This is a genomic window from Micromonospora sp. NPDC049081 (assembly GCF_040648835.1).
In the GTDB taxonomy this organism is placed as follows: Bacteria; Actinomycetota; Actinomycetes; order Mycobacteriales; family Micromonosporaceae; genus Micromonospora; species Micromonospora antibiotica.
Genome location: NZ_JBEZEK010000043.1, coordinates 24,886 through 28,595 on the forward strand (window position 1 = coordinate 24,886; position 3,710 = coordinate 28,595).

At 71.7% G+C, this 3,710-nt stretch carries 3 protein-coding genes and 1 pseudogene; all 4 read right to left on the bottom strand.

Annotated features, from left to right (window positions below; genetic code table 11):
* Window positions 1-437: pseudogene (locus AB0B63_RS31660) on the bottom strand (CDP-alcohol phosphatidyltransferase family protein); the annotation flags it as partial.
* An 11-nt stretch (window positions 438-448) separates the two neighbouring features.
* Window positions 449-1,192: an ABC transporter ATP-binding protein gene (locus AB0B63_RS31665; protein ID WP_208565638.1), complete on the bottom strand. Its 744-nt coding sequence runs from the start codon at window positions 1,190-1,192 to the stop codon at window positions 449-451.
* A complete protein-coding gene (locus AB0B63_RS31670; RefSeq protein WP_208565637.1) occupies window positions 1,193-2,020 on the bottom strand; it encodes an ABC transporter permease in 828 nt (275 codons plus the stop codon). It lies immediately after the preceding gene.
* Window positions 2,021-2,080: 60 nt separating this feature from the next.
* Window positions 2,081-3,451, bottom strand: a complete 1,371-nt coding sequence (locus AB0B63_RS31675) for an L-serine ammonia-lyase (RefSeq protein ID WP_357025557.1) — start codon at window positions 3,449-3,451, stop codon at window positions 2,081-2,083.
* Window positions 3,452-3,710: the final 259 nt, after the last annotated feature.

Consider the following 3,710-nt stretch of genomic DNA (forward strand, 5'->3'; position numbering starts at 1 on the left):
GCCTGCGCCGATGCCGGGCCGGCGGCGGCGCGGGCCGCGGCGGCCAAGGTCGGCAGGTCGTCCGCGCCGACCCGCACCGCGCCGCCGAAGACCCCGGTGGCGTCGGCCAGCTCCGGGCCCGCGTCGACCACCTGGCCGCGTTCCTCGCGGACCACCGTCTGACCGGCGGCCGGCGCATCGGTGAGCACCAGGGCCACCGTCGGGCCGACCGGGCTGGTCACCAGATGCCGCAGTACGGCCGTGTGCGCGACCAGGTCAACGCCGGTGACCAGCACCGGACCGGTGACGGTGTCGACCAGGGCGGCCAGCTCGGCGAGACCGGCGACGGTGTGCACCCGGTCCGCCCCGGCCCGGCGCAACTGGTCGACGAGCCGGTCGGCCAGGGCTACGCCCGTGCCGGTGGGTGGGCCCGCGGCCGGCGCACCGGCGGCGAGCACGATCGCCAGGGTCACCTCGGCACCGCGGCGTGGTACGCGTCGAGCGCCTCCGCGACCGTCCCGTCCACGGTCAACCGCCCGCCGTCGAGGTAGAGCCCCCGACGGCAGAACCGGGTCAGGTCCTTCTCGTTGTGTGACACCAGCACCAAGGTGCGCCCCTCCGCGAGCAGTCGGTCGATCGTCGAATAACACTTCCGGCGGAACTCCGCGTCGCCCACCGCGGTCACCTCGTCCATCAGCAGGATCGGGTGCGGCAGGTGCGAGATGATCGCGAACCCGAGCCGCACCTTCATCCCCGACGAGTAGTGCCGCACCGACGTGTCGATGGCCCGTTCCACCTGCTCACCGGCGAACGACACGATGTCGTCGAAGTGTCGCCGCAGGTAGCCCGTAGACAGTCCGTGCAGCCCGCCGACCAGGTAGAGGTTCTCCCGACCGGTCAGGTCGTTGGAGAACCCGGCGGAGAGTTCCAGCAGCGGCGCGACGTCACCGGAGACGGTGATCCGCCCCTCGTCGGGGATCAGCACCCCCGCGATCAGCCGCAGCAGGGTGCTCTTACCGGTGCCGTTACGCCCGATCACACCGAGCGTGTCGCCCGGCGCGACGGTGAACGAGACGTCCCGCAGCGGCCAGAACTGACCGGCGGTGGCGGCCCGGCCGCCCCGGTGGATGAACAACTCCCGCAGCCGCAACTGCCGACGCCGGTTGCGGACGAAACGGATGCCGAGACCCTGCGCCTCGATGATCGGCGGCACCTAGAGTTCCTTCAGCACGGCCGGTTCGAGCTTGCGGAACGCCCACCAGCCGGCCACCAGCACCAGCAGGCTGCCGGCGATCGTGGTGGTCAGCAGCCGGGCGTCCGGGAACTCGTCCGGGTACCAGATGGCGTGCTGGAGCTGGAAGATGCCGACCAGCGGGTTCAGCTCGTACGCCACCTTCACCCAGGCCGGCATGCCGGACTCCCGGACCAGGCTCAACGGATAGATGATCGGGGTGGCGTAGAACAACACCCGGATGACCAGCCGCATGAACCGCTCCACGTCGCGCATCAACACGTTGACCGCCGACAGCAGCAGGGCCAGCCCGACCAGCAGGGTGCCCTGCACGGCGACGGCCAGCGGCAGGCTCAGCAGCGACCAGCCCAGCTCGATCCGGCCGTGTACGGCGTAGACGGCGGCGACGGCCAGCAGGATCGGCAGGCCCGCGACGTACTCGGCGAACCGGCCGGTGACCCGGCCGATCGGGAAGACCTGCCGGGGCAGGTTCATCGTGGTGATCAGGCGGGACTGCCCGGTCAGCGCGTTGGTCGCCTCGCTCAACGCCGAACTGGTCCACATCCAGGCGAAAATGCCGGTGATCAGGAACAGCGGGTACGACCCGGCGGCCTCGCCGAGGTGCCGGTTGGTCGGCCCGGAGTAGAGCACCCCGAAGACGAAGAAGTAGATCGCGCCCATCCCCAGCGGCTCGATCAGCGACCAGAAGTAACCGAGCACGGACTGCTGGTACTTCACCGCGAGATCGCGTCTGACCAGGATGCGCAGCGAGTTGCGGTGCGACCACAACGCCGTGACGCCTGCGGTCACCGTCGCCTCCCGCCTGACAACAACGGACGACAGGTTAGCAGCCGGTGAACGAACGCCCCCTCAGCACTCGATCACGTTGACGGCCAGGCCGCCGCGTGCCGTCTCCTTGTATTTGACCTTCATGTCCGCCCCGGTCTCGCGCATGGTCTTGATGACCTTGTCGAGCGAGACGTGGTGCACCCCGTCGCCGCGCAACGCCAACCGGGCCGCCGTGATCGCCTTGATGCTAGCCACCGCGTTGCGCTCGATGCAGGGGATCTGCACCAGCCCCCCGACCGGGTCGCAGGTCAGCCCGAGGTTGTGCTCCATGCCGATCTCGGCGGCGTTCTCCACCTGCTCGGGGGTGCCGCCGAGCGCCTCGGCCAGCCCGGCGGCGGCCATCGAGCACGCCGACCCGACCTCACCCTGACAGCCCACCTCCGCCCCGGAGATCGAGGCGTTCTCCTTGAACAGCACCCCGATCGCCCCGGCGGCCAGCAGGAACCGCACCACCCCCTCGTCGGAGGCCCCCGGCACGAACCGGGTGTAGTAGTGCAACACCGCCGGGATGATCCCGGCCGCACCGTTCGTCGGAGCGGTCACCACCCGCCCACCGGCCGCGTTCTCCTCGTTGACCGCGAGCGCGAACAGGGTCACCCAGTCCATCGCGCGCAACGGGTCCGTCGAGCCGGCGTCGGCCTCCAGGCTGCGGCGCAGCTCGGCGGCCCGACGACGGACCCGCAACCCACCCGGCAGCACCCCGTCCCGCTCGCCACCCCGGGCCACGCACTCCCGCATCACCCGCCAGATGTCCAGCAACCCGGCCCGGACGTCCGCCTCGCTGCGCCAGGACAACTCGTTGGCGAGCATCACCGCACTGATCGACAGGCCGGTGCCGGCGGTGACGTCCAGCAGCTCGGCACCGGTCGAGAACGGGTGCCGTACGGCCGTGGTGTCCGACGTGATCCGGTCCGCCCCGGCCGCCGCCTCGTCCACCACGAACCCGCCACCGACCGAGTAGTACGTCCGGGTCCGCACCTCGACCCCGGCCCCGTCCCAGGCCACGAAGGTCATCCCGTTCGGGTGGTACGGCAGCGACCGGCGGCGGTGCAGCACCAGGTCCCGGTCCGGCTCGAAGTCGATCTCCTGGCCGCCGGGCAGGGCGAGCCGACGCCGGGTCCGGACCTCGGCGACCCGGGGGCCGACACTGTCGGTGTCCACCGTCTCCGGGCTCTCACCGGCCAGCCCGAGCAGCACCGCCCGGTCGCTGCCGTGACCGTGACCGGTCGCACCCAGCGAACCGAACAGCTCCGCCCGGACCCGGGTGACGGTGTGCAGCAACCCGTCGGCCTTCAGCCCGGCAACGAAGGTACGCGCGGCCCGCATCGGGCCCACCGTGTGGGAACTGGACGGCCCGATACCGACACTGAAAAGGTCGAAGACACTGATCATCGCTGCGCTTCCTCGCCGTCGCCCGGTGGTGCCGGGTCCGGGCCGGGTCCGTGGCCACCCGGGGTCCGCCGGTGACCTGCTGATCCCGCCCGGGGTGGGGGCGGTGTCGACCGGCGAGCCTACCCGCCCACCCCACCCCACCCCCTTCCTGTCCCCGCACCCCGTTCCCGTTCCCGTTCCCGTTCCCGCACCCCGCACCCCGCACCCCGCACCCCGCACCCCGCACCCCGCACCCCGCACCCCGCACCCCGCACCCCGC

Bases quoted from the DNA above. Each gene is read 5' to 3' on its own strand.
- AB0B63_RS31675 (WP_357025557.1), bottom strand. From the start codon at position 3,451: ATGATCAGTGTCTTCGACCTTTTCAGTGTCGGTATCGGGCCGTCCAGT.